Source organism: Streptomyces sp. BK239 (genome assembly GCF_004217285.1).
GTDB lineage: Bacteria > Actinomycetota > Actinomycetes > Streptomycetales > Streptomycetaceae > Streptomyces.
In genome coordinates, this window is record NZ_SHKS01000001.1 from 969165 (window position 1) to 994326 (window position 25162).

The 25162-nt window shown below is 72.1% G+C and carries 22 protein-coding genes; 18 read left to right on the forward strand and 4 right to left on the reverse strand.

All coding sequences use genetic code 11. The features are described 5' to 3' along the window. Nucleotide 1 precedes the first annotated feature (1 nt). From EV567_RS04230 to EV567_RS04240, 3 genes are all read left to right on the forward strand, one after another. Entirely contained in the window at nt 2-601 is a 600-nt protein-coding gene (locus tag EV567_RS04230; RefSeq protein ID WP_242620664.1) for an SAV_6107 family HEPN domain-containing protein, read from the forward strand. Between the two features lie 238 nt (nt 602-839). Further along, nucleotides 840-1661 (forward strand): bifunctional 2-polyprenyl-6-hydroxyphenol methylase/3-demethylubiquinol 3-O-methyltransferase UbiG, encoded by an 822-nt coding sequence (locus tag EV567_RS04235; protein WP_242620665.1) that lies wholly within the window; start codon nt 840-842, stop codon nt 1659-1661. A 288-nt stretch (nt 1662-1949) separates the two neighbouring features. Then, nucleotides 1950-2351, forward strand: a complete 402-nt coding sequence (locus EV567_RS04240) for a DUF3040 domain-containing protein (protein ID WP_130437204.1) — start codon at nt 1950-1952, stop codon at nt 2349-2351. A gap of 130 nt (nt 2352-2481) precedes the next feature. Here EV567_RS04240 and EV567_RS04245 read toward each other — a convergent pair whose 3' ends face one another. From EV567_RS04245 to EV567_RS04260, 4 genes are all read right to left on the reverse strand, one after another. Further along, nucleotides 2482-4998 (reverse strand): DUF3488 and transglutaminase-like domain-containing protein, encoded by a 2517-nt coding sequence (locus tag EV567_RS04245; RefSeq protein WP_130437569.1) that lies wholly within the window; start codon nt 4996-4998, stop codon nt 2482-2484. A 2-nt stretch (nt 4999-5000) separates the two neighbouring features. Further along, on the reverse strand, nt 5001-6371 hold the full coding sequence (locus EV567_RS04250; RefSeq protein WP_130437205.1) for a DUF58 domain-containing protein: 1371 nt from the start codon (nt 6369-6371) through the stop codon (nt 5001-5003). Further along, nucleotides 6371-7402: a MoxR family ATPase gene (locus tag EV567_RS04255; RefSeq protein ID WP_130437206.1), complete on the reverse strand. Its 1032-nt coding sequence runs from the start codon at nt 7400-7402 to the stop codon at nt 6371-6373. The genes EV567_RS04250 and EV567_RS04255 overlap by 1 nt, the downstream gene beginning before the upstream one ends. Before the next feature lie 172 nt (nt 7403-7574). After that, nucleotides 7575-8153 (reverse strand): carbonic anhydrase, encoded by a 579-nt coding sequence (locus EV567_RS04260; RefSeq protein ID WP_165430297.1) that lies wholly within the window; start codon nt 8151-8153, stop codon nt 7575-7577. Between the two features lie 425 nt (nt 8154-8578). Here EV567_RS04260 and rsmH point away from each other — a divergent pair, with 425 nt between their 5' ends. The 15 genes from rsmH (at nt 8579) to EV567_RS04335 (ending at nt 25154) form a co-directional block, all read left to right on the forward strand. Next, nucleotides 8579-9583: a 16S rRNA (cytosine(1402)-N(4))-methyltransferase RsmH gene (gene rsmH / locus EV567_RS04265; protein ID WP_130437207.1), complete on the forward strand. Its 1005-nt coding sequence runs from the start codon at nt 8579-8581 to the stop codon at nt 9581-9583. A 28-nt stretch (nt 9584-9611) separates the two neighbouring features. Continuing rightward, nucleotides 9612-10100 (forward strand): septum formation initiator family protein, encoded by a 489-nt coding sequence (locus EV567_RS04270; protein ID WP_130437208.1) that lies wholly within the window; start codon nt 9612-9614, stop codon nt 10098-10100. Nucleotides 10101-10105: 5 nt separating this feature from the next. Beyond that, the gene (locus EV567_RS04275) at nt 10106-12067 is read left to right on the forward strand and encodes a penicillin-binding protein 2 (RefSeq protein ID WP_278044733.1); all 1962 of its coding nucleotides are present in this window, start codon (nt 10106-10108) and stop codon (nt 12065-12067) included. A 22-nt stretch (nt 12068-12089) separates the two neighbouring features. Then, complete coding sequence (locus tag EV567_RS04280) at nt 12090-13757, forward strand: UDP-N-acetylmuramoyl-L-alanyl-D-glutamate--2,6-diaminopimelate ligase (RefSeq protein WP_130437210.1); 1668 nt, start codon at nt 12090-12092, stop codon at nt 13755-13757. A 4-nt stretch (nt 13758-13761) separates the two neighbouring features. Further along, the gene (murF, locus tag EV567_RS04285; protein WP_130437211.1) at nt 13762-15177 is read left to right on the forward strand and encodes a UDP-N-acetylmuramoyl-tripeptide--D-alanyl-D-alanine ligase; all 1416 of its coding nucleotides are present in this window, start codon (nt 13762-13764) and stop codon (nt 15175-15177) included. After that, nucleotides 15174-16247, forward strand: a complete 1074-nt coding sequence (gene mraY, locus EV567_RS04290) for a phospho-N-acetylmuramoyl-pentapeptide-transferase (RefSeq protein WP_130437212.1) — start codon at nt 15174-15176, stop codon at nt 16245-16247. Before murF ends, mraY begins: the two co-directional genes overlap by 4 nt. Next, nucleotides 16229-17656 carry a UDP-N-acetylmuramoyl-L-alanine--D-glutamate ligase gene (gene murD, locus EV567_RS04295; protein WP_130437213.1) on the forward strand — a complete coding sequence of 476 codons (1428 nt, stop codon included), beginning with the start codon at nt 16229-16231 and terminating at the stop codon, nt 17654-17656. The genes mraY and murD overlap by 19 nt, the downstream gene beginning before the upstream one ends. A gap of 72 nt (nt 17657-17728) precedes the next feature. After that, nucleotides 17729-19093 (forward strand): putative lipid II flippase FtsW, encoded by a 1365-nt coding sequence (ftsW, locus tag EV567_RS04300; protein WP_130437214.1) that lies wholly within the window; start codon nt 17729-17731, stop codon nt 19091-19093. Nucleotides 19094-19099: 6 nt separating this feature from the next. After that, nucleotides 19100-20185 carry an undecaprenyldiphospho-muramoylpentapeptide beta-N-acetylglucosaminyltransferase gene (gene murG, locus EV567_RS04305; RefSeq protein WP_130437215.1) on the forward strand — a complete coding sequence of 362 codons (1086 nt, stop codon included), beginning with the start codon at nt 19100-19102 and terminating at the stop codon, nt 20183-20185. Between the two features lie 84 nt (nt 20186-20269). Further along, the gene (locus EV567_RS04310) at nt 20270-21064 is read left to right on the forward strand and encodes a cell division protein FtsQ/DivIB (RefSeq protein WP_130437216.1); all 795 of its coding nucleotides are present in this window, start codon (nt 20270-20272) and stop codon (nt 21062-21064) included. Nucleotides 21065-21352: 288 nt separating this feature from the next. Next, the gene (ftsZ, locus tag EV567_RS04315) at nt 21353-22570 is read left to right on the forward strand and encodes a cell division protein FtsZ (protein WP_130437217.1); all 1218 of its coding nucleotides are present in this window, start codon (nt 21353-21355) and stop codon (nt 22568-22570) included. After that, complete coding sequence (pgeF, locus tag EV567_RS04320; RefSeq protein ID WP_130437218.1) at nt 22567-23295, forward strand: peptidoglycan editing factor PgeF; 729 nt, start codon at nt 22567-22569, stop codon at nt 23293-23295. Before ftsZ ends, pgeF begins: the two co-directional genes overlap by 4 nt. Nucleotides 23296-23301: 6 nt before the next feature. Then, complete coding sequence (locus tag EV567_RS04325) at nt 23302-24036, forward strand: YggS family pyridoxal phosphate-dependent enzyme (protein ID WP_130437219.1); 735 nt, start codon at nt 23302-23304, stop codon at nt 24034-24036. 128 nt (nt 24037-24164) lie between these two features. After that, entirely contained in the window at nt 24165-24806 is a 642-nt protein-coding gene (locus EV567_RS04330) for a cell division protein SepF (protein ID WP_130437220.1), read from the forward strand. A gap of 63 nt (nt 24807-24869) precedes the next feature. Beyond that, nucleotides 24870-25154 carry a YggT family protein gene (locus EV567_RS04335; RefSeq protein ID WP_130437221.1) on the forward strand — a complete coding sequence of 95 codons (285 nt, stop codon included), beginning with the start codon at nt 24870-24872 and terminating at the stop codon, nt 25152-25154. Nucleotides 25155-25162: the final 8 nt, after the last annotated feature.

The following is a 25162-nucleotide window of genomic DNA, read 5'->3' on the forward strand; positions in this document are numbered from 1 at the left end:
CATGGCCAGCCACCCCGCAGCCGCCCACCGGCGCCGCGCCTTCGGCCCTGCCCCCTCACTGACCGGACCGGCGAGCGACGTGCACCCCGTGCTGCGCCGGACCACCGCCCCGCCCGCCGCCCTCGACCTGCTCGCCCAGGCCCGCGCCGGACTGGACGAGGCCGCCGTCCTCGAAACCCCCAACGAGCGCTACGCCACGGCCCACCTCGCCGCCCTGCGCACCGCCGCCGCCGTGCTCGCCGCGCGCGGCCGGCCCGAGACCTCGCCCAAGCGCCGGGCCCGCATCCGGAGCGCATGGGAAGTGCTCCCCGAGATAGCGCCCGAACTCACCGAGTGGAGCGCGCTCTTCGCCTCCGGGGCCCGCCGCCGCGCCCGGGCCGAGGCCGGCATCCAGGGCGCGGCCGGCCACAGGGACGCCGACGACCTCATCAGGGACGTGGCGATGTTCCTCCGCATCGTCGAACGCATGCTGGTCCTTCAGCCGGCCCTGCCCCAGCCCCGCCAGGACGGACCGCAGCACCGTGAAGGCCCGCCGCCCCGCCCCGGCGCGCAGACGCACGACGCCCCGGGGGAGGGCCGGGGCATGCCGGACGCGGGATGAGACGGCGACCTCTGGCACCGTGGCGACACCCGGCACCCCGGCGACACCCGGCACCCCGGCGACGCATGGTCACCTCGGTGCCCCCTGGCGCCGTGCTGACCAGGTGCGGCGCTGAGGCGAGCGCCGCGAGGCAATAGGGTGGAAGGCGCCTGAAGCCTTCCCCCTCGACCAGGGCCGGGAAGGCGCCCCGTTCGCTCCGCCGCGCAAGAGGCGGTGCCGCGCCGAGGAGTCAACTGCCGTGTCGGACCCGATGCGCCCTCCCGCCCCCCACCGCCCCGAGACGACGTCGCCGCGCTCCGACTCCCGCCCCCGCGCCGCTCTCCGCACCGCCGTCGTCCGGGACGTCCTCCAGGACGCCCTGGACCGCCGGGTCAAGGCCACCGGGCGGGAGTCGCTGGACGTCCTGGACACCGGGGGCGGCAGCGGCCAGTTCGCCGTGCTCGTGGCCCGGCTCGGGCACCGGGTCACCGTCGTCGACCCCAGCCCCAACGCGCTGTTCGCGCTGGAGCGCCGCGCCGCCGAGGCAGGCGTCGCCGACCGCGTCCGCGGCGTCCAGGGCGACGCGCACGGCCTCTTCGACGTCGTCGAACGCGGCGCCTACGACGCCGTCCTGTGCCACGGCGTCCTGGAGTACGTCGACGACCCGGCCGAGGGCGTCCGCAACGCGGTGGCCGCGCTGCGCTCCGAGGGCGTGCTCAGCCTGCTCGCCGCCGGCCTCGGCGGAGCCGTGCTCGCGCGCGCCCTCGCCGGTCACTTCACGGAGGCCCGGCAGGCGCTCACCGACCCGGCCGGCCGCTGGGGCGAGAGCGACCCCGTGCCGCACCGCTTCACCGCCGAACAGCTCACCGGCCTGGTCGAGGGCGCCGGCCTCGCCGTCGGCGCGGTGCACGGCGTCCGGGTCTTCGCCGACCTCGTGCCCGGCGTCCTCGTGGACACCGAGCCCGGCGCCCTGGAAGCGCTGCTGAAGCTGGAGGAGGCGGCGGCCGAACTACCCGCCTTCCACTCCGTGGCGACCCAGCTCCACGTCCTCGGCGAGACCCGAGGGGCCGAGGAGGCCTGAGTGACCGGTGGGGTGACCCGACAGGCACACGCTGATCAGCGACTTGGCCGCACATGGAGTACGCCACAGGCCCCCCGTTCGGGCGCTGTGCGCCGTATGATCGAGGGAGACCGCCCGGCATGACGGGTCGGCCGCCGGGGAATGGAACCCCCAGCGAGTCCGGGACGCCCATGGCGGGCTCCGGTTGGCCAATTGGCGCAGAGGGGCGGGTTTCACGGGGGCGATTCCCTGCCTATCCTGAAGGGACCCCCCGGGTCGCCCCGGCGACTGCACGATGAGGAGGACTCCGTGCCGCTCTCGGAGCACGAGCAGCGCATGCTCGAGCAGATGGAGCGAGCGCTGTACGCCGAAGATCCCAAGTTCGCGTCGGCGCTCGAGGGAAGCGGGCTGCGTACGTACACCCGGCGGCGGGTCTACCAGGCAGTCGCCGGCTTCCTCGTGGGAATCGCGCTCCTCATGGCCGGTATGGTCGCCAAGCAGGTCTGGCTCAGCGTGGTGGGCTTCCTTGTCATGCTCGGGTGTGCGGTGCTCGCCGTGACCGGCTGGCGCAAGGCCCCCAAGCCGGGCGAACAGCCCGCCGGCGCCGCCGCCCACCCACGCGGTCAGGGACGGCCCAAGCGCTCCATGATGGACCGGATCGAACAGCGCTGGCAGCGCCGCCGCGACGAGCAAGGCGGACACGGCCACTGATACCGGCCCCACGCTCCTGACAGCCGGCCCCGCAGCGCCTGGCCGACACAGGGACACCGGACATCGACAAGGGACATCGACGAGGGGGCGACCACCCGACAAGGTGGTCGCCCCCTCACTCGTGCCCGGATCAGACGCTCTGGCCCTGCTCTCCCGGCGGCCGGCGCAGCAGCGCCGTCAGGCGGGCCGCCCAGGCCGTCCTCAGAGCCGTCCAGCGGTCGGCGAGATCCCAGACGGCCCGGACGGCCGAGCGCGGCGCGAGGACCGCGCGCACCCGGGTGCGCCTTCCGACCCGCGACCGCAAGGCCGCCCGCACCCCGCGCACCTCGTCGGCCAGCCCGGCCTCCGCCCGCGGCCGCGGCGCGTACAGCACCTGCTCCACCGCGCCCGCCACCCGGTGCACCGACGCGGCCACCGTGTCGTCGAGCTCGCCCAGGCGGACGATCCGCGCGGCCGCCCGCCGGGGCGTCAGCGCGTCGTCCGGCGTGATGCCGTAGTCCCAGGCCGTGTCGGTCAGCTCCCGCCACACCGCCAGGACATGGGCGACGGCCGCCTCCGCGCTCTCCCGTGCCGGCACGTCCACCACCACCCCCGGACCGGGAACGGCCGCCTCCCGGCCGTCGGCGCCGGCCCGCCCGGCACCGCCGTCGACCCCGCCCGCGGCGGCACCCGCGGCACCGGTGTGCTGGGCCGACGCCAGCCGCACCGACCGCCGTCTCATCCGCCACAGCATCGGCAGCAGCGTCAGCAACAGCACCGCGGCCCCCAGCAGGGTCCAGCCCCCGATCTCGTACCACGGCAGCCCGCCGCCGCCCTGCTCGGCCTCGTCCAGCGGCAGCGCGCCCAGGCAGGCCTCGGCCTTCTTGTCCGCCGCCGAGCAGCTGCTGCTCGCCGAGGGCTGCGCCGAGGGCGCCGCGCTCGCCGACCGAGAGGCCTGCGGCAGCTCCGCGATCGCGTCACCGGAGTTCTCCGGCAGCGTGTACGGAGGCGTCGTCCCCCGCGTCGGGGTCGGCTCGAAACGGGTCCAGCCCACGCCCTCGAAGTACAGCTCCGGCCACGCGTGCGCGTCCTTCAGGCTCACCGCCACCGAACCGTCCGCCTGCGGGGAGCCCGGCGCGAAGCCCACCGCCACCCGGGCCGGAATGCCCAGCGTGCGGGCCATCGCCGCCATAGCGAACGAGTAGTGCACGCAGAAGCCCCGCTTGTCCCGCAGGAAGCGGGAGATCGCGTCCTTGCCGCTGCCGACCTGCACCTCGGTGTCGTACTCGAAGCCGCCCGTGACCGCGAACCAGTCCTGGAGCTCCACCGCCCGCTCGTAGTCGTTGCGTGCACCCCGGGTGACCTGGAGCGCCGTCTTCGCCACCGACGCCGGCAGCGACGACGGCACCTCGGTGTAGTCGCTCCTGACCGAGCCGGCCGCCTCCGGGGCCGAGGCCAGCTGCTTCGCCGTCGGCCGCACCGCCAGACTGGTCACCTCGTACGTCTTGCCGCGCGTGTTCTGGCCGTGGTCGCCCACCAGGGTCATGCCGACCGGTTCGTACCGCCAGTTCCCGCTGATCTTCACGGCGCTCGGCGGGTACGGCATCGGCAGCCAGTCCTGGGCGTACCAGTCGGCGGCCCTGATCCGGGTCGTCACCTGGGAGCGCCTGACGTCCGGGCTCAGCCCGGCCGGCGTCGGGAAGTCGTCCGGCACGGCGACGATCTGGCGCTTCGACGGCTTCCACGTGGTGCCGTCGAAGTCGTCCAGGGAGACGATCCGCAGATACAGGTCCGAGATGTCGCCGGAGTCGGTGCGCAGGGTCAGGACCGTGCGGTCCTCGTCCTGGTTCAGGCTGTCGCGCAGCGACACCAGCGGGTTGACCGCGGAGATCGTGCCCCCGCCGCCGCTGCCCGCGCCCACCCCGTTGCCCGCGCCGTCCAGCAGACCGCCGCCGATCGCCGGCAGCGGCAGCAGCGGCACCGCCAGCGCCACGCCCAGGGCGACCGCGCCGATACGCCGCCCGGTGCGCAGCGGCGCCACCGGGCCGGACGGCCCGCCGGGCGTGCGCGGAGCGCCGCCGAAGACCCGGCCCCACTGCGAGAGCCGCTCCCGGCTCTCCGCCAGGAGCAGCATCAGATAGCCCGCGGCGGCCGCCAGGAACCACAGCCAGTCCGCGCCCCCGTCCGACAGGCCCGCGGCGACCGAGTACAGCGCCAGCAGCGGCAGACCCGCCGGGGCGGCGTTGCGGAAGGTCACCGCGAGGGTGTCCACCGCCAGGCCGATCACCAGCACACCGGCGACCATCATCAGCCGGATGCCCTCGGACAGCGGCGCCGGTATCGCGAACCGACCCACGTCGTCCGCGCCGGCCTGCAAAAGGTCGGCGAAGTGCTGGACGGCCCGCGGGCCGGGGATCAGCCCGGCGACGGCCTGCTCCCGGGCGAAGACCAGGGTCAGCAGCACCAGCGACACCACCGCCTGCGCCAGCACCGTCAGCGGCCGGGCCAGCGGCACCCGCCGCGTCGCCGCGCCCACCCCGGACTGGACCGCCAGCAGGAACGCCGCCTGAAGGACCCACGAGGCCTGCTCGACCAGGGGCATCATCGCGAGGGAGGCCATCAGTGTGGCCGCCGCAGAGCACAGCGTCAGTCGCGCCCGCCCGCTCAACATCACGCCTCCCCTCCGCTCGCCCGGCCCGCGGTCACGACACCGGAACGCTCCTGGTCCGCCCGCTGCCACAACTCGGTCAGCGAAGCGCCCCGCGGCACGCTCACGGCCGTCCAGCCCGCCTCGCGCAGCATCCGCAGCCGCTCCTTCGTCCTGTTCATCGTTTCGGGGGCCTCGTTCGGTTCACGCCCCCACGTGTCGCCGTCCAGCAGGAACGCGACCGCGCCCCCACTGCGCTGGCGCATCCTCCCGGCCACCGCGGCCTGCTCCTCGTCGAGTTCGCCGAAGAAGGCCACCAGCAGCCCCTCCTTGCCGCCGCGCAGCACGTCGTACGCCCGGGACAGGCCCGTGCCGTCGGAGTGGTCGACCACCGCGAGGGTGTCCATCATCAGCCCGGCCGCGTCCGCCGACTCCTGGCTGGCCCCGGCGAACCCGTCGGCGCCCTCGCCGGGCACCGAGGCGCCCGTGTCCGTCAGCAACCGCACCGAGAAACCCCGCTCCAGCATGTGCACCAGCACCGACGCGCAGCCCGAGACCGCCCACTCGAACGCCGAGTCGGGGCCGGCGCCCCGGAAGGCCGCCCCCCGGGTGTCGAGCAGCACCGTGCATCGGGAGCGCTGGGGCTGCTCCTCGCGGCGCACCATCAGCTCGCCGTAGCGGGCCGTGGAGCGCCAGTGCACGCGGCGCAGATCGTCGCCGTAGCGGTACTCGCGCGGGATCACGTCGTCCTCGCCGGCCAGCGCCAGCGAACGCTGCCGGCCGTCGCCGTACCCCTTGGCCTCGCCGCTCAGCCGGACCGCGGGCAACGCCTCCACACGGGGAACGACCGTCAGCGTGTCGAACGTCGAGAAGGAGCGGGTCAGCTCGCACATCCCGAACGGGTCGTTGAGCCGCAGCTGGAGCGGGCCCAGCGGATAGCGGCCGCGCAGATCGGAACGGACCCGGTAGGACACCTCGCGGCGGCCGCCCGGCTCGACCCGGTCCAGCACGAACCGGGGGCGCGGACCGAGCACGTAGGGCACCCGGTCCTGGAGCATCAGCAGGCCCGTGGGCAGCCGGGAGACGTTGTCCATCCGCAGATGGACGCGGGCCTCGCTGCCGGCGGGCACCCGGCCGGGGGAGAGCCGGCGGCTGCCGGCGACCCGGTAGCGGGTGCGGTAGACGACGGCGGCGCACACCAGCGGCAGCGCGGCCAGCAGCAGCCCCACCCGCAGCAGGTCGGGCTGCCCCAGGACGTAGGCGCAGATCGCGGCGGCGACGCCGGCGGCGAGGAAGGAGCGGCCACGGGTGGTCAGACCGGACAGGGCGGTGCGGACGCCGCCGCCCCTCTCCCCCCGGCCGGTGTCAGCCTGCCCCGTCCCGCCTTGGGCCATCACAGCCCCCGCGGCGGCCGGCCGTACGACTGCGCGTCCGCGCCCAGGCCGTAGCCGCGCTGCTGCGGGGCCGCCGGGACGGGAGTGCGCTGGAGGATCTCCTCGACGACCTGCTCCGAGGTGCGCCGGTTGAGCTGCGCCTGCGCGGTGGGCAGCAGACGGTGGGCGAGAACGGGCACGGCGAGGTTCTGCACGTCGTCCGGCAGCGCGTAGTCGCGCCCGCTCAGAGCGGCGGAGGCCTTCGCCGCGCGCAGCAGATGGAGCGTCGCGCGCGGCGAGGCCCCGAGTCTGAGGTCGGGGTGCGTGCGGGTGGCGGCGACGAGGTCGACCGCGTACCGCCGGACCGCCTCCGCGACGTGCACCGCGCGGACCGCCTCGATCAGCTTCACTATCTCGTGCGCGTGCGCCACCGGCTGGAGGTCGTCCAGGGGGTTCACCCCGCCGTGGATGTCGAGCATCTGGAGCTCGGCCTCCGGGCTCGGGTAGCCGATGGAGACCCGGGCCATGAAGCGGTCGCGCTGGGCCTCGGGCAGCGGGTAGGTGCCCTCCATCTCGACCGGGTTCTGCGTGGCCACCACCATGAACGGGCTGGGCAGCTCGTAGGACTGCCCGTCGCTGGTGACCTGGCGCTCCTCCATCGACTCCAGCAGCGCCGACTGCGTCTTCGGCGAGGCGCGGTTGATCTCGTCGCCGATCACGATCTGCGCGAAGATCGCCCCCGGCTTGAACTCGAAGACGTGGTGCTGCTGGTCCCAGATGGACACGCCCGTGATGTCCGACGGCAACAGGTCGGGCGTGAACTGGATACGCCGCACCGAGCAGTCGATCGACCGCGCCAGCGCCTTGGCGAGCATCGTCTTGCCCACGCCGGGGACATCCTCGATCAGAAGATGTCCCTCGGCGAGCAGCACGGTCAGCGAAAGCCGTACGACCTCGGGCTTGCCCTCGATCACTCCCTCCACCGAACTGCGGACACGCTCCACAGTGGCGGTCAGATCAGTGAGGCTCGCTCGATCGTCATAGGTCGTCACCCGGCCCTCCTCGGCCCGTTCTTTCCAGGCCGACGCTTCTGCCCGCGCAACGGCCCACCCCGAATACGGACACCACGCGGAAAACGTTCGCGTGATGCCACAACCGCATTCTTGCCGCCGTTACCGTTTCGTGTCACTCGCCTGTGGACAACTGACAGCGGTATGTCAGCTCTCAGGCCTCTTGTGCCGACTCCGGGCCGGCCTCCCGCCCGGGGTCGACCTCCCGCAGCAGACCGGTCTTGACGTCGAACACGAACCCGCGGACGTCGTCGGTGTGCAGGAGGAACGGCGAGGTCCGCACCCGCTGCATCGACTGCCGTACGTCCTGGTCGACGTCCTTGAAGGCCTCGACGGCCCAGGACGGACGCTGGCCGACCTCCATCTCCAGCTCGGAGCGGAAGTCCTCGGTGATCGCCTCCAGACCGCAGCCGGTGTGGTGGATGAGGACCACGCTGCGCGTGCCCAGCTTGTGCTGGCTGATCGTGAGCGAGCGGATCACGTCGTCGGTCACCACGCCGCCCGCGTTGCGGATCGTGTGGCAGTCGCCGAGTTCCAGGCCGAGCGCGGCGTGCAGGTCGATACGGGCGTCCATGCAGGCCACCACGGCGACGTGCAGCACGGGCCGGGCGTCCATGCCGGGGTCGGCGAACGCCGCGGCGTACCGCTCGTTCGCCGCGACGAGGCGGTCGGTCACGGAGCCGCCGCCCACGGTGCCGGCGGACTCGACGGGTACGGATGCGGAAGTCGTCATGAGTGTGACGTTACTGGTCACCGCCGTTGCGGTCCTGAGGTGGTGAGGGAAAAAGAGCGTCATCACGCCGCACTTGTGAGGTAAGCCACAAGAGTGAGAGGCGGGTACCCGAACGGGTGGTTTCGAGCGGTGCGCCGCTTCACACGCGCGTGGAGCCGCGACGCGCAGGCCGGTTGATTGACCGCGACACAGGGTGGACTAAAGTGACGCGAAGCGGGAGGCTGCGATCTCCCCGCTGGACTGAATTCCCCGAGAGACCCCGGCGCGGCCGCCGGAGATCTCCCCGCGTGCGCGGCGCGTACGTACGGCTCGGCCTCCTCCCGCTCCCGGTCGGCTGACGCTTCCGGCGCCGGCGGGCCCCCCTTCTTCGAGCGGGCGGGGACCCGGCGGTGCGTACGGGCCCGCCGGATCTGAGAGGGCCCACAGTGCAGGGGCGCGAAGCGCATTCGAACAAGGGCGGTGCCGAGCGACGGGAGGGCGAGGCCCGACACGTCCCGGTGATGCTCCAGCGCTGCCTGGACCTGCTGGCCCCCGCCCTGGAGCAGCCCGGAGCCGTCGTCGTCGACTGCACCCTCGGCCTCGGGGGCCACAGCGAGGCCCTGCTGACGCGCTTCCCCGAGGCGCGGCTCGTCGCCCTCGACCGGGACAAGGAGGCCCTGCGCCTGTCCGGCGAGCGCCTCGCCCCCTTCGGCGATCGCGCCGAGCTCGTGCACGCCGTCTACGACGAACTCCCCGCCGTCCTCGCCCGGCTCGGCATCGCGCGCGTGCAGGGCGTCCTGTTCGACCTCGGCGTGTCCTCCATGCAACTCGACGAGGCCGACCGGGGTTTCGCCTACGCCCAGGACGCCCCGCTCGACATGCGCATGGACCAGTCGGCCGGCGTCAGCGCCGCCGAGGTCCTCAACACCTACCCGGCGGGCGAACTCGTGCGCATCCTGCGGGCGTACGGCGAGGAGAAGCAGGCCAAGCGGATCGTCTCGGCGATCGTCCGCGAACGGGACGAGGAACCGTTCACCAACAGCGCGCGCCTGGTCGACCTGATCCGCTCCGCGCTCCCGCAGGCCGCCAAGCGGACCGGCGGCAACCCCGCCAAGCGCACCTTCCAGGCCCTGCGCATCGAGGTCAACGGCGAACTCGCCGTACTGGAAAGGGCCGTGCCGGCCGCCGTGAAGGCCCTCGACGTGGGCGGCCGGATCGCCGTGCTGTCGTACCACTCCCTCGAGGACCGGCTCGTCAAGCAGGTGCTCGCGGCCGGAGCCGCCACCACCGCGCCGCCCGGACTGCCGGTGGTCCCCGAGCGCTACCAGCCCCGGCTCAAGCTGCTCACGCGCGGTGCCGAACTTCCCACCGAAGAAGAGATCGCAGAGAACCGTCGGGCGGCGCCCGCGCGGCTGCGTGGAGCCGAGCGCATCAGGGAGGACGTCGAATGAGGGGCGCGACCTGCCCGGGGGAGGGCGAGTGAGCGGCGAACCCGAACTGAGGGGGAGGGCCGCCCGGCTCGCGCGCCTCTTCCCGGCCGGCCCGCGCCGGGCGGCCCGCACCCCGTTCGTCCTCCTGGTCGTCCTGCTCCTCGGCGGCGGACTCATCGGCCTGCTCGTGCTGAACTCCGCCCTCAGCGAAGGGTCGTTCAAGATGGACGACCTGCAGAAGGACACCAAGAGCCTCACCGACGAGGAACAGGCGCTCCAGCGGGACATCGACTCCTATTCCGCCCCGGACGCCCTCCAGCGCCGCGCCCGCGAACTCGGCATGGTGCCCGGCGGGGACCCCGCCTTCCTCGCCCCCGACGGCACCGTGAAGGGCGTCCCGTCACCCGCCGGCATGCCCGCCGCGCGGGACGCCCCCGCGGCCGTCCGCCCGCCCGAGGTCATCGGGGCCGGCGCCCCGGCGGCGCCCGCGCCGGGCGACACTCCGACCGCAGCCACCCCCACCACCGACGGCAGGTGACGGAAGTGTCCGACAGGGAACCGCCGCGCCGGCGCGTGCCCGGCCCCTCCCGGCCCGCCCGTCCCGCGGCCGGGACACGGCGCCCCGGCCCCGGCGCCCGCCCCGCCCGCCGTCCGGCGGCGTCCCGTCCGGCGGCCCCGCGCGTCATCCGGCTCGGCAGCCCCCGCCCCCGTCTGCGCCTGGTCGGCCTCGCCCTCACCCTCGTGATGGCCGCCTTCGTCGTCCGGCTGCTCCAGGTGCAGGCCGTCGACGCGAGCACCTACGCCGCCAAGGCCGAGCGCAACCGGTACGTCGGCCAGGTGCTGACCGCCGAGCGCGGCGAGATCACCGACCGCTCCGGCGTCGCCCTCGCCACCAGCGAGGACGCCTACGACATCACCGCCGACCCGACGATGTTCGCCCGCGACCAGCTGAAGATCGACGACGGTCCCGAGCGGGCGGCCGCCCTCCTCGCGCCGATCCTCGGCCAGGAGCAGTCGGACCTGGTGAAGAAGCTGCGGCCCGAGGACCCCGACGTGCGCTACACCAAGCTGGCCGGGCGCCAGACCCCGCAGGTGTGGAAGCAGATCAAGGACCTGAAGTCCGCGCTCGCCACGAAGTCGGACACCGACCGCTCCACCGTCAACGTCCTCGCCGGCGTCTTCTCCGTGCCCAGCAGCAAGCGCGTGTACCCCAACGGCGGCCTCGCCGCGGGGATACTGGGCTGGGTCAACGCCGAGGGCAAGGGCGGCGGAGGCGTCGAACAGCAGCTGAACGCCCTGCTCTCCGGCAAGGACGGCAAGATCCGCTACGCCCAGTCCGGCGGCCGCCAGGTGCCCACCGCGGGCTCCACCGAGACGCCCGCCGTGCCCGGCTCCGACGTCGAGCTGACGATCGACCGCGACATCCAGTGGGCCGCGCAGAACGCCATCACCGAGCAGGTGGAGAAGTCCCGGGCGGACCGTGGCTACGTCATCGTCCAGGACACTCGCACCGGCGAGATCCTCGCCATGGCCAACTCGCCCGGCTTCGACCCCAACGACCTGTCCGACGCCCGGCCCGAGGCCCTCGGCAACGCGGCCGTCCAGGACGCCTTCGAGCCCGGGTCGACCGCCAAGGTGATGTCGATGGCGGCCGTCCTGGAGGAGAACGCGGCCACCCCGCTCACCCACGTCACCGTGCCCAACCGGCTGCACCGCGGCGACCGGCTCTTCCAGGACGACATCGACCACCCCACCTGGTACCTCACGCTCAACGGCGTGCTCGCCAAGTCCAGCAACATCGGCACCATCCTGGCCACCGGCCAGCTCGGCAGGACGCAGGCCGAGGCCAACAAGGTCCTCCACTCCTACCTGCGCGAGTTCGGCATCGGCCGTGCCACCGGGCTCGGCTTCCCCGGCGAGACGCGGGGCATCCTCGCGGCGCCCGGCGCCTGGTCCACCTCGCAGCAGTACACGATCCCCTTCGGCCAGGGCATGTCCGTCAACGCGCTCCAGGCGGCCTCCGTCTACTCGACCATCGCCAACGGCGGCGTCCGCGTCCAGCCGAGCCTCGTACGCGGCACCAAGGGGCCCGACGGGCGCTTCACCCCGGCCGACGCCCCGCAGAAGAAGCGCGTGGTGAGCCAGAAGACGGCCAGGACCCTCGCTCAGATGCTGGAGTCGGTCGTGGACGACGAGGAGGGCACCGGCGCCAAGGCGCGCATCCCCGGCTACCGCGTGGCGGGCAAGACCGGCACAGCCAACCGCGTGGATCCGGCCACCGGCAAGTACCGCGGCTACACCTCGTCGTTCGCCGGATTCGCCCCCGCCGACGCCCCCCGCGTCACCGTGTACTGCGCCATCCAGAACGCCACCCAAGGAAGCTACTTCGGCGGTCAGATCTGCGGCCCCGTCTTCAAGCAGGTCATGGAGTTCTCCCTGAAATCCCTCCAGATCCCGCCCACCGGGGCGAAGCCCGCGAAGCTGCCCGTCTCCTTCTCCCCGTGAACACCACAGCCAGGAACCGCCCGTGACCATGATCACTCCCGACCCCGGGAACAGCGCCTCGCGCCGGCCCCCGTCCGAGCCCTCACTTCGCTCCCGGGCGGGTGCGCCCGGTACGCTCACCGCCGTGCCACACGCTGATCAGTCCCAAACCGCCCAGAAAGGCGCTTCCGTGACCTATCCGGGACCGCCGCGACCGGTTCACAGCTCCGCGACACCCCTCGCGCGGCTCGCCGATCAGCTGGGCGCCGAACAGCCGGGCGACCCCGCCGAGGTCACGGGCATCACCCACGACTCGCGCGCCGTCCGCCCCGGCGACCTGTACGCCGCCCTCCCGGGGGCCCGCCTGCACGGCGCCGACTTCGTCACCCAGGCCGCCGGCCTCGGCGCCGTCGCCGTGCTGACCGACCCCACCGGAGCCGAGCGCTCCGCCGCGACCGGCCTGCCGGTCCTGGTCGTCGACGACCCGCGCGGGGCGATGGGCGAGCTGGCGGCCACCATCTACGGCCACCCGGGCCGCGACCTGCTCCAGATCGGCATCACCGGCACCTCCGGCAAGACCACCACCGCCTACCTCGTGGAGGGCGGTCTGCGGACCGCCCGCGCCACCGGGCTGATCGGCACCGTCGAGATGCGCATCGGCGACGAGCGCATCAAGTCCGAGCGCACCACCCCCGAGGCCACCGACCTGCAGGCCCTGTTCGCCGTCATGCGCGAGCGCGGCGTCGAGGCGGTCGCCATGGAGGTCTCCAGCCACGCGCTGGTCCTCGGCCGGGTCGACGGCTGCGTCTTCGACATCGCCGTCTTCAACAACCTCAGCCCGGAGCACATGGAGTTCCACTCCGGCATGGAGGACTACTTCCAGGCCAAGGCGAGCCTCTTCACCCCCGAGCGCAGCAAGCTCGGCGTGGTCAACTTCGACGACGAGTACGGCCGCCGCCTGATCCGTGAGGCCACCGTCCCGGTCGTCACCTTCTCCGCCGAGGGCCACCCCGACGCCGACTGGCGCGCCGTGGACGTCCAGGTCGGCCCGATGGACTCGACGTTCACCGTCATCGACCCCGACGGGCGCCGCGTCGCCGCCAGGTCGCCGCTCGCCGGCCCGTTCAACGTGGCCAACGCCCTCGCCGCGATCGTCGCCCTCGCCGCCGCCGGATTCGACCCGCAGACCGCCGCCGACGGCGTCGCCGCCGTACCGGGCGTGCCGGGCCGGCTGGAGCGCGTGGACGCCGGCCAGCCCTACCTCGCGGTCGTCGACTACGCGCACAAGACGGACGCCGTCGAGTCGGTCCTCAGGGCGCTGCGCAAGGTCACCAAGGGCCGGCTGCACGTCGTGCTCGGCTGCGGCGGCGACCGCGACGTCACCAAGCGCGGACCGATGGGCGCCGCCGTCGCCCGGCTCGCCGACACCGCCCTGCTGACCTCCGACAACCCCCGCTCCGAGGACCCCCTCGCGATCCTGGCGACCATGCTCCAGGGCGCGGCGTCCGTGCCCTCCCACGAGCGTGGCGAGGTGCAGCTCTTCGAGGACCGGGCCGCCGCGATCGCCGCGGCCGTCGGCCGCGCCCAGGCCGGGGACACCGTGCTAATCGCGGGCAAGGGCCACGAGCAGGGCCAGGACATCGCCGGCGTGATCCGTCCCTTCGACGACCGCCAGGTGCTTCGCGAAGCTATCCAGAAGACCCAGGGATGAACTTGTGATCGCCCTCTCCCTCGCCGAGATCGCCGAAGTCGTCGGCGGGCAGACGCACGACATACCGGATCCGTCCGTCCGGGTCACCGGACCCGTCGTCCGGGACTCCCGTGAGGCCGGCCCCGGCAGCCTCTTCGTCGCCTTCGTCGGCGAACGCGCCGACGGCCACGACTACGCGCGCGCGGTCGTCGAGGCGGGCGCGGCGGCCGTCCTGGCGTCGCGTCCCGTCGGCGTGCCCGCGATCGTCGTGGACGACGTCCAGGCGGCGCTCGGCGCCCTCGCCCGGCACGTCGTGCGCGAGCTCGGCACGACCCTCGTCGCCCTCACCGGCTCGGCGGGCAAGACCAGCACCAAGGACCTGATCGCCCAGGTGCTCCAGCGCAAGGCGCCCACCGTGTGGACGCCCGGTTCGCTCAACAACGAGATCGGGCTGCCGCTCACCGCGCTCAGCGCCACCGAGGAGACCCGTTTCCTGGTGCTGGAGATGGGCGCCCGCGGCATCGGCCACATCCGCTACCTCACCGGTCTGACGCCGCCGAGGATCGGACTCGTCCTGAACGTCGGCTCCGCCCACATCGGCGAGTTCGGCGGCCGCGAGCAGATCGCGCAGGCGAAGGGCGAACTCGTCGAGAGCCTCCCGCCGGCCGACGAGGGCGGCACCGCCGTCCTCAACGCGGACGACCCCTTGGTCCGGGCCATGGCCTCCCGAACGAAGGCGAAGGTGATCCTTTTCGGAGAGTCCGGCGAAGCGGACGTACGCGCCGAGAACGTGCGACTCACGGACAGCGGACAGCCCGCCTTCAGCCTTCACACACCCTCCGGGTGCAGCGATGTGACCATGCGCCTGTACGGTGAGCACCACGTGTCGAACGCGCTCGCCGCGGCCGCCGTCGCCCATGAGCTGGGCATGTCCGCGGAAGAGATCGCCACCGCGCTCTCCGAGGCGGGCTCCCTCTCCCGCTGGCGGATGGAGGTCACCGAGCGCCCGGACGGCGTGACGATCGTCAACGACGCCTACAACGCGAACCCCGAGTCCATGCGTGCCGCACTGCGCGCGCTGGCCGCCATCGGCAGGGGGCGGCGGACCTGGGCGGTGCTCGGCAAGATGGCCGAGCTCGGGGACGAGGCGCTCGCCGAGCACGACGCGGTCGGACGGCTCGCCGTCCGGCTCAACGTCAGCAAGCTCGTCGCGGTCGGGGGCAGGGAAGCCGCCTGGCTGCAACTGGGCGCATATAACGAGGGTTCGTGGGGTGAGGAGTCGGTGCACGTGTCCGACGCACAGGCGGCGGTCGACCTGTTGCGCAGCGAGTTGCGCCCGGGAGACGTCGTACTCGTGAAGGCGTCCCGTTCAGTCGGTCTGGAGAGCGTCGCGCAGGCGCTGCTCGACACCGGTGCCGAGGGTGAGGTCGCGGCCCGATGATGAAGCAGATCCTGTTCGCGGGAGTCATCGGCCTCTTCCTGACCCTGGTCGGCACACCGCTGCTGATCAAGCTGCTCGCGCGCAAGGGTTACGGCCAGTACATCCGCGACGACGGCCCGCGTGAGCACGCCAGCAAGCGCGGTACGCCGACCATGGGCGGCATCGCCTTCATCCTGGCGACGGTCGCCGCGTACTTCCTGTCCAAGCTGATCACGGGCAAGCCGCCGACCTACACCGGTCTGCTGGTGCTGGGCCTGATGTGCGGCATGGGCCTGGTCGGCTTCCTCGACGACTACATCAAGATCGTCAAGAGGCGCTCGCTCGGTCTGCGGGCCAAGGCGAAGATGGCCGGCCAGCTGATCGTCGGCATCGGCTTCGCGGTGCTCTCGCTGCAGTTCGCCGACTCCCGCGGCAACACCCCGGCCTCCACCAAGCTGTCGTTCATCACGGACTTCGGCTGGTCGATCGGCCCGGTGCTGTTCGTCGTCTGGGCGCTGTTCATGATCCTCGCGATGTCCAACGGCGTGAACCTGACGGACGGTCTGGACGGCCTCGCCACCGGCGCGTCGGTCCTCGTCTTCGGCGCCTACACCTTCATCGGCGTCTGGCAGTACCAGGAGTCCTGCGCCAACGGCGAGACCCTGACCAACCCCAACGCCTGTTACGAGGTGCGCGACCCGCTGGACCTCGCGGTCATCTCCGCCGCGCTGATGGGCGCCTGCCTCGGCTTCCTGTGGTGGAACACCTCGCCTGCCAAGATCTTCATGGGCGACACCGGTTCGCTCGCGCTCGGCGGCGTCCTCACCGGCCTCGCCATCTGCTCCCGCACCGAGCTGCTGGTGGCCATCATGGGCGGCCTGTTCGTCCTCATCACCATGTCGGTGGTCATCCAGGTCGGCTCGTTCCGCCTCACCGGCAAGCGCGTCTTCCGGATGGCGCCGCTCCAGCACCACTTCGAACTCAAGGGCTGGTCCGAAGTCCTTGTCGTGGTCCGCTTCTGGATCATCCAGGGCATCTGCGTCATCGTCGGACTGGGCCTCTTCTACGCGGGATGGGCAGCGGACAAGTGACCGACTGGCAGGGCAAGAACGTCACCGTGGCCGGGCTCGGCGTGTCCGGCGTCCCGGCGGCCAAGGTGCTGCACGGGCTCGGCGCGAGGGTCACCGTCGTCAACGACGGCGACGACCCGCGCGCGCGGGCCCAGGCCGCCGAACTCCAGGCACTCGGCGTCACCGTGCGCCTCGGTGACGGGACGACCCTGCCCGAGGGCACCGAACTGATCGTCACCGCGCCCGGCTGGCAGCCCGACAAGCCGCTGTTCACCGCGGCCCGCGAGGCCGGGGTACCGGTGTGGGGCGACGTCGAACTCGCCTGGCGGCTGCGGGAGCTGGACGGCCGCAAGCCCGCCCCCTGGCTCTGCGTCACCGGCACCAACGGCAAGACCACCACCACGCAGATGCTCGCCTCCATCCTCAAGGCGGCGGGTCTGCGCGCGGCGGCCGTCGGCAACATCGGCGTCTCCCTGCTGGACGCGGTCCTCGGCGAGGAGCCGTACGACGTCCTCGCCGTGGAGCTCTCCAGCTACCAGTTGCACTGGGCGCCGTCCCTGCGGGCCCACTCCGCCACCGTGTTGAACCTCGCCCCCGACCATCTCGACTGGCACGGCTCCATGGAGGCGTACGCCAGGGACAAGGGGCGCATCTACGAGGGCAATCGGGTCGCCTGCGTCTACAACGTCGCCGACAAGGCCACCGAGGACCTGGTGCGCGAGGCCGACGTCGAGGAGGGCTGCCGCGCCGTCGGCTTCACCCTCGGCACACCGGCCCCCTCCCAACTCGGCGTCGTGGACGGCATCCTGGTCGACCGCGCCTTCGTCGAGAACCGGCAGAAGAACGCCCAGGAGCTCGCCGAGGTCTCCGACGTCAACCCGCCGGTCCCGCACAACGTCGCCAACGCCCTCGCCGCGGCGGCCCTCGCACGCGCCTTCGGGGTGCCCCCACAGGCCGTCCGGGACGGCCTGCGGGCCTTCGTCCCGGACGCCCACCGCATGGCCCATGTGGCCGACGTGGACGGCGTCTCCTACGTCGACGACTCCAAGGCCACCAACACCCACGCCACGGAAGCCTCGTTGGCGGCCTACGAGTCGATCGTCTGGGTCGCGGGAGGGCTGGCGAAGGGCGCCACCTTCGACGAGCTGGTCGCCAAGTCGGCGAAGCGGCTGCGCGGCGCCGTCCTCATCGGCGCCGATCGGGAGCTGATCCGGGACGCCCTCGCGCGACACGCCCCGGAAGTACCCGTCGTCGACCTCGACCGGACCGACACTGGGGCGATGCTCCAGGCCGTCCAGGAGGCGAAGCGGCTGGCGCGGCCCGGCGACACGGTGCTGCTCGCCCCGGCCTGCGCCTCCATGGACATGTTCGCCAACTACAACCAGCGCGGTGACGCGTTCGCGGAGGCCGTTCGCGAACTCGGCGCGTGACCCGGCCGCCGCCGGGCGGACCTTGGGAGGGACGCGTGGGACCGTCGAGGTTCACGTTCAGCGGAGGCCGCGGTGCCCGGTAGCCGTACCGGGCGTCCGCCCGTCCAGCGCGCCGTCCGCAGGCCCGCCGCCTCCCCGCCGCGACCGGAGAACCCCGTGCTGCGGCTGTACACCCGCGCGCGCAAGGCCTGGGACCGGCCGCTGACCGCCTACTACCTGATCCTCGGCGGCAGCCTGCTGATCACCGTGCTCGGTCTGGTGATGGTCTACTCGGCCTCGCAGATCAAGGCGTTGCAGATGTCGCTGCCGGGCTCGTTCTTCTTCCGCAAGCAGTTCCTCGCCGCCGCCATCGGCGGGGGGCTGCTGCTGATCGCCTCCCGGATGCCGGTGAAGCTGCACCGGGCGCTGGCCTACCCGATCCTCGCCGGCGCCGTTTTCCTGATGGTCCTGGTCCAGATCCCGGGCATAGGGATGGCGGTCAACGGCAACCAGAACTGGATCTCGCTCGGCGGCTCCTTCCAGATCCAGCCCAGCGAGTTCGGCAAGCTCGCCCTGGTGCTGTGGGGCGCGGACCTGCTCGCCCGCAAACACGACCGGAAACTGCTGACCCAGTGGAAGCACATGCTGGTGCCGCTGGTGCCGGTCGCGTTCATGCTGCTCGGCCTGATCATGCTCGGCGGCGACATGGGCACGGCGATCATCCTGACGGCGGTCCTGTTCGGCCTGCTGTGGCTGGCGGGCGCGCCCACCCGGCTCTTCGTCGGGGTGCTGTCCGTCGCGGCGGTGATCGGTGTGATCCTGATCCGGACCAGCGACAACCGCATGGCCCGCCTCCAGTGCCTGGGCGCCACCGAGCCGCAGGCGGGCAAGGTCGACTGCTGGCAGGCCGTGCACGGGATCTACGCGCTCGCCTCCGGCGGGATCTTCGGCTCAGGCCTCGGGGCGAGTGTGGAGAAATGGGGGCAACTCCCCGAAGCGCACACGGACTTCATCTTCGCCGTCACCGGTGAGGAATTGGGCCTGGCGGGGACGCTGTCGGTGCTCGCCCTGTTCGCGGCTCTAGGCTATGCGGGTATCCGCGTGGCCGGACGCACGGAGGACCCCTTCGTGAGGTATGCCGCGGGAGGTGTGACCACCTGGATCACCGCGCAGGCGGTGGTCAACATCGGTGCGGTGCTCGGTCTGCTGCCGATCGCCGGAGTCCCCCTCCCGCTGTTCTCCTACGGAGGGTCCGCCCTGCTGCCGACCATGTTCGCCATCGGGCTGCTGATCGCTTTCGCACGCGACGAGCCCGCTGCGCGGGCAGCGCTTGCGATGCGGCCTCCCCGCTTTGGTAGAAAACGGGGAGCCGGGGGTCCCGCTTCCCTGAGGGGGCCCCGGAGATGGAACACGATGCGACGGCGTGCCTCGGCGGCGCGTTCGTCCGGAGAGCGGTGAATTTCGGTGCATGTCGTACTCGCCGGTGGGGGGACCGCCGGCCACATCGAGCCCGCGCTCGCCCTCGCGGACGCCCTGCGCAGGCAGGACCCGACCGTGGGGATCACAGCCCTGGGCACGGAGCGCGGCCTGGAGACCACGCTCGTCCCCCAGCGGGGCTACGAGCTGGCGCTGATCCCCGCCGTCCCGCTGCCGCGCAAGCCCACCCCCGAGCTGATCACCGTCCCGGGCCGACTGCGCGGCACGATCAAGGCGACCGAGCAGATCCTGGAGCGAACCAAGGCGGACGTCGTCGTCGGCTTCGGCGGTTACGTCGCCCTGCCCGGCTATCTCGCCGCCAAGCGTCTGGGCGTGCCGATCGTCATCCACGAGGCCAACGCCCGCCCCGGACTGGCCAACAAGATCGGCTCCCGGTACGCCGCCCGCGTCGCCGTCTCCACGCCCGACAGCAAGCTCCGCGACGCCCGCTACATCGGCATCCCGCTCCGGCGCTCCATCGCCACCCTGGACCGGGCCGCGGCGCGCCCGGAGGCCCGCCACATGTTCGGCCTCGACCCCAACCTGCCGACGCTGCTCGTCTCCGGCGGCTCGCAGGGCGCCCGCCGGCTCAACGAGGTGGTCCAGCAGGTCGCGCCGTGGCTCCAGCAGGCCGGCATCCAGATCCTGCACGCGGTCGGCCCGAAGAACGAACTGCCCCACGTACAGCAGATGCCGGGAATGCCCCCCTACATCCCGGTACCGTATCTGGACCGGATGGATCTCGCCTACGCCGCGGCCGACATGATGCTCTGCCGCGCGGGTGCGATGACCGTCGCCGAACTCTCCGCCGTCGGGCTCCCGGCCGCCTACGTCCCGCTGCCCATCGGCAACGGCGAACAGCGGCTGAACGCCCAGCCGGTGGTCAAGGCGGGCGGCGGACTGCTCGTCGACGACGCGGAACTCACTCCGGAATGGGTCCGGGAGAGGGTCCTGCCCGTGCTCGCCGACCCGCACCGGCTGTACGAGATGTCCCGCGCCGCCGGCGAGTTCGGCCGCCGGGACGCGGACGAGCTGCTCGTCCGCATGGTGTACGAGGCGATCGCCTCGCGCTGAGACCCGTAACGGACAGGCGGGTGAGCCGAGGGGCGCCGGCCGGGGCGCCCCGGCCGGCGCACCGGGCCACGGAAAGGAGCGCGCGTGGCCAGAGCCGCCACCGCCGAACGCGGTGCACGCCCGCAGGAGCCGTCCGGCCCGCCCCTCCTCAGGAGGGTGGGCCCACGCCGGCTTCGTACGATCATCATCATCGCGGTGGTGTCGGTGCTCCTCGGGGCGGGCGTGGTCTGGGCGTTGTACGGCTCGCGGTGGCTGCGGGTGGAGCGCGTCTCGGTCGTGGGCACACAGGTGCTGACGCCGGACCAGGTGCGCGAGGCCGCCGCCGTCCCGGTCGGCTCGCCCCTGGTCTCGGTCGACACCGGCGCGATCGAGGCGCGCCTGCGCGCGGAGTTGCCCCGGATCGACTCGGTGGACGTGGTCCGTTCCTGGCCGCATGAAATCGGCTTGAAAGTGACCGAACGCAAGCCCGTCCTGCTGGTTCGAAAAGGGCGGAATTTCGTGGAAGTGGACGATGACGGCGTCCGGTTCGCCACGGTTTCCGAGGCGCCCGCAGGCGTTCCGCTGCTGAAATTGGAAGCGTTTTCCTCCGGTTCGGCCGCCGCGAGCCTGCGCCGCTTCGGCGAGGCGCGTCTGGTCCGCGAGGCGGTCCGGGCCGCGGGAGCGCTTCCGGCCGCCGTCGCGCGGGACGCCCGGCTGGTCAAGGTCCGTTCCTACGACGACATCTCGCTGGAGCTGAGCGGTGGCCGTACGGTCGCCTGGGGGAGCGCCGAGAAGGGCGCCGCGAAGGCCCGTACGCTCACCGCGCTCATGAAAGCCTCCCCGGACGCACGGCACTTCGACGTCAGCGTCCCCACGGCCCCGGCGTCATCAGCGAGTTGACGCACATCAGCGCAGGCCAGCACCCTGGTTGGGCACCGCTATGGCTGATCACATAGGGTGAAAAGAAAAACGGGAGGTTCGGCGTGTTCGTTGAACGGGCGCCACTTGTCGACTTAGTGTCCTGTTCAGAAGACTCCAAGGAACAGACACACTGGTAACCCTAAACTTCAGGGTTAGGGTTCGGGTCGGCGAAACGGACCGTCCCATTCGGCATCAGTCGCCGGAGCGCGGAGCGCTGAGCGCCCCCGCGGACCGACGACACGTAACTCGAGGCGAGAGGCCTTCGACGTGGCAGCACCGCAGAACTACCTCGCAGTCATCAAAGTCATCGGTGTCGGCGGCGGTGGTGTCAATGCCATCAACCGGATGATCGAGGTCGGTCTCAAGGGCGTCGAGTTCATCGCCATCAACACCGACGCGCAGGCGCTGTTGATGAGCGACGCCGACGTCAAGCTCGACGTCGGCCGCGAACTCACCCGCGGACTCGGCGCCGGAGCCAACCCGGCCGTCGGCCGCAAGGCCGCCGAGGACCACCGCGAGGAGATCGAGGAGGTCCTCAAGGGGGCCGACATGGTCTTCGTGACGGCCGGTGAAGGCGGCGGCACCGGCACCGGCGGCGCGCCCGTCGTGGCCAACATCGCGCGCTCCTTGGGCGCCCTCACCATCGGCGTGGTCACCCGCCCGTTCACCTTCGAGGGACGGCGCCGCGCCAACCAGGCCGAGGACGGCATCGCCGAACTCCGCGAAGAGGTCGACACCCTCATCGTCATCCCCAACGACCGGCTGCTGTCCATCTCGGACCGCCAGGTCTCGGTCCTCGACGCCTTCAAGTCGGCGGACCAGGTCCTGCTCTCCGGCGTCCAGGGCATCACCGACCTCATCACCACGCCCGGTCTGATCAACCTCGACTTCGCCGACGTCAAGTCGGTCATGTCGGAGGCCGGATCGGCCCTCATGGGCATCGGCTCGGCCCGCGGCGACGACCGCGCGGTGGCCGCCGCCGAGATGGCGATCTCCTCGCCGCTCCTGGAGGCCTCCATCGACGGCGCCCGGGGCGTGCTGCTCTCCATCTCCGGCGGCTCCGACCTCGGCCTGTTCGAGATCAACGAGGCCGCCCAGCTGGTCAGCGAGGCCGCGCACCCCGAGGCCAACATCATCTTCGGCGCGGTCATCGACGACGCGCTCGGCGACGAGGTCCGGGTCACCGTGATCGCGGCCGGCTTCGACGGGGGGCAGCCCCCGGCCCGCCGTGACAACGTCATCGGCTCCACCTCGTCGTCGGGCTCGGCCTCCGCCGCGCCCGGCCGCCGGGAGGAGCCGGCTCCGGCGCGGCAGCCGGAGAGCCGTCCGAGCTTCGGCTCGCTCGGCAGCGTCACCCCCAAGGAGGACCCGGAGCCGGCTCCCGAGCCGGTGGCCGAGATCCCGGTCGCCCCGCCGGTCCCGTCCTCGCGGACCTACACCGACAGCGCGGCCGAGGAGCTGGACGTACCGGACTTCCTGAAGTGATAGGACGGCGCGAGAGCGCGAGCGGCGCGCACTTCGCCTTCACCGACCGGTGGGGCGGGGTGAGCGCCGTTCCCTATGAGCAGCTCAACCTCGGCGGCGGGGTCGGCGACGACCCCGGCGCCGTGCGCACCAACCGGGAACTCGCCGCGAAGTCGCTCGGGCTGGACCCGGAGTACGTCGTCTGGATGAATCAGGTGCACGGCGTCGGAGTCGCCCAGGCCGACGGACCCGCGGGCGACGGCCCCCTCCCCGAGGTCGACGCGCTCGTCACCGCCCGCCGCGGCCTCGCCCTCGCCGTCCTCACCGCCGACTGCACGCCCGTCCTGCTCGCCGACCCGGTCGCGGGGATCGCCGCCGCGGCCCACGCCGGCCGGCCCGGCATGGTCGCCGGGATCGTCCCGGCCACTGTGCGGGCGATGGTGGAGCTCGGCGCCGAACCCGCCCGGATCGTCGCCCGCACCGGACCCGCCGTGTGCGGCCGGTGCTACGAGGTGCCGGCGGTGATGCGCGCCGAGGTCGCCGCCGTCGAGCCGGCGGCGTACGCCGAAACGAGCTGGGGCACGCCGGCGGTCGACGTGACCGCCGGGGTGCACGCGCAGCTCGCGCGCCTCGGAGTGCGCGACCGGGAGCAGTCGCCGGTGTGCACGCGCGAGTCGCAGGATCACTTCTCGTACCGCCGCGACCGCACCACGGGGCGACTCGCGGGATATGTCTGGCTGGACTGATAGGGCATGACGGAGCGTAGGGACGAACTCGCCGGGAATCTGGCGAAGGTGGAGGAGCGCATCGCCGCCGCGTGCGCGGCGGCCGGACGCCGGCGGGAGGAGGTGACCCTGATCGTGGTCACCAAGACCTACCCGGCCGACGACGTACGGATCCTGTCGGAGCTCGGCGTGCGCCACGTCGCCGAGAACCGCGACCAGGACGCGGCGCCGAAGGCCGCGGCTTGCTCGGATCTGCCCCTTTCCTGGCACTTCGTGGGTCAGTTGCAGACCAACAAGGTGCGTTCGGTGGTCGGTTACGCCGATGTCGTGCAGTCCGTCGACCGCGTCAAGCTCGTGACGGCCCTGTCGAAGGAAGCCGTACGGGCCGGGCGCGAGGTGGGCTGCCTCATCCAGGTCGCCCTCGACGCGCCGGAGCGTCCGGCCGGTTCGGGCGGTGTCGGCGAGCGGGGCGGCGTGTCGCCCGGCTCGGTGGAGGAGTTGGCCGCCGCCGTCGCGGCCGCGGAGGGGCTTCGGCTCGACGGACTGATGACCGTCGCACCCCTGACCGGCGAGTACGCCGGTCGTCAAAGGGCGGCGTTCCAGCGGTTGATGGATTTGTCGACCGACCTGCGCCGGGCCCATCCGGCTGCGAACATGGTTTCCGCAGGGATGAGTGCGGATCTGGAGGAAGCCGTGGCGGCCGGGGCGACACATGTACGCGTCGGCACTGCGGTACTCGGAGTACGCGCGAGGCTCGGGTAACGTCGCCAGAAAGTCGGACCACAGCAGAAAATATGGTCATTACCGCTTGACAGCGGGCGTAAGGACCACGTGGATCGCGGGACTTGGCAGTCGTCAGCCGATCCACCACAGAGCGGAGGACTCAGAGAATGGCCGGCGCGATGCGCAAGATGGCGGTCTACCTCGGCCTCGTGGAGGACGATGGGTACGACGGCCGGGGCTTCGACCCCGACGACGACTTCGAACCCGAGCTCGACCCGGAGCCCGAGCGCGATCACCGGCGGCACGAGCCGCCGCACCAGGCACATGTCGCACATCAGTCCCAAAGGGACGAAGAGGTGCGTATCGTCCAACCGCCCGCGCCGCGCGAGCCGGTGGCGCGGGCCGCTTCGCTCCCCGCGGAATCCGGTCGCCCCGCGCGCATCGCGCCCGTGGCATCCATCACACAAGAACGCCAGTCCCTGGAGAAGAACGCACCGGTGATCATGCCCAAGGTTGTGTCGGAACGAGAGCCGTACCGGATCACCACGCTGCACCCACGGACGTACAACGAGGCCCGTACCATCGGGGAACACTTCCGTGAGGGCACTCCGGTGATCATGAATCTGACCGAGATGGATGACACGGACGCGAAGCGACTTGTCGACTTTGCGGCCGGTTTGGTGTTTGGTCTTCACGGCAGCATCGAGCGGGTGACGCAGAAGGTGTTCCTGTTGTCGCCTGCTAACGTCGATGTCACGGCGGAGGACAAGGCCCGCATCGCAGAGGGCGGGTTCTTCAACCAGAGCTGAGAGACTCGGCCGGAAACAGCAGTACGAGTGAGCGTGTGAGCAGGGGAGAGGGAAGCACCGAACATGAGCGTGGTCCTGGATGTCGTCTACATCGCGCTGATGGTCTTCCTCATCGTGCTCATCTTCCGACTGGTCATGGACTACGTCTTCCAGTTCGCCCGCTCATGGCAACCCGGCAAGGCGATGGTGGTCGTTCTGGAGGCCACCTACACTGTCACCGATCCACCGCTCAAGCTTCTGCGGCGGGTCATCCCGCCGCTGCGTCTCGGGGGCGTGGCGCTCGACCTGTCCTTCTTCGTACTGATGATCATCGTTTACATCTTGATCTCGATCGTGAGCGGGCTGTGAGTCGATGT